Source organism: Vibrio sp. 704, from assembly GCF_033339295.1.
The window spans coordinates 1-630 of the sequence record NZ_JAWOUH010000602.1; the positions used below are offsets into that span (position 1 = coordinate 1).

Below are 630 nucleotides of genomic sequence, written 5' to 3' on the forward strand. Positions count from 1 at the left end.
TATCGGTGTGCCTTATGCCAACTTTGTTTCTTACATCGAGCAAGGTGAAATGCACACGCTGACAGGATTAGATGTCGATATCGTAAAAGGATTTGCGAGCTCGTTAGGTGTGCGATATGAGTACGTACCGGCTCAGTGGAGTGACATGGTCGGTAAGCTGACAGGTCAAGATGTTCAATACCGACACAACCGCGCAGTCGTGGGTGGCAGTGTGCCAATTGAGGGTGATCTGATCGCCAATGGCGTGACGATTTTGGATTGGCGGGAAGAGGTATTGGACTTTTCTCAGGACTACTTCCCATCGGCGGTATGGCTTGTTTCTCGTACCGATTCAAGTTTAAGTCCAATTAAACCAAGTGGTTCGATCGACGAAGACGTCAAGACAGTGAAAGAGTGTAATACTTGGTAGCAAACGCTCAATCATCGCAAAGTAATCACCCCATATTTCTCTCGGTAGTGCGGCTAAAAATGCGCGTTCATAAATCACATCAAACGCTCGGGAAAAGTCCGCATTAAATACATCCCCCAACATCACTTTATCTTGATGTTGACCAAGCTGAGATTTCGCAAGATTGACGGCTTCTGCGCTGTAATCCATTGCGATAACGTCATGTCCGCAATCGACAAAAT

General features: G+C 46.5%; 2 pseudogenes. One reads left to right on the top strand and one right to left on the bottom strand.

Features of this window, described 5'->3' with window-relative positions:
• A pseudogene (locus tag R7R24_RS27990) lies at window positions 1–394 on the top strand (transporter substrate-binding domain-containing protein); the annotation flags it as partial.
• On the opposite strand, the pseudogene R7R24_RS27995 reads toward R7R24_RS27990, so the two are convergent.
• Window positions 338–630, bottom strand: a pseudogene (locus tag R7R24_RS27995) (methyltransferase domain-containing protein); the annotation flags it as partial. The pseudogenes R7R24_RS27990 and R7R24_RS27995 sit on opposite strands and share 57 nt — an antisense overlap.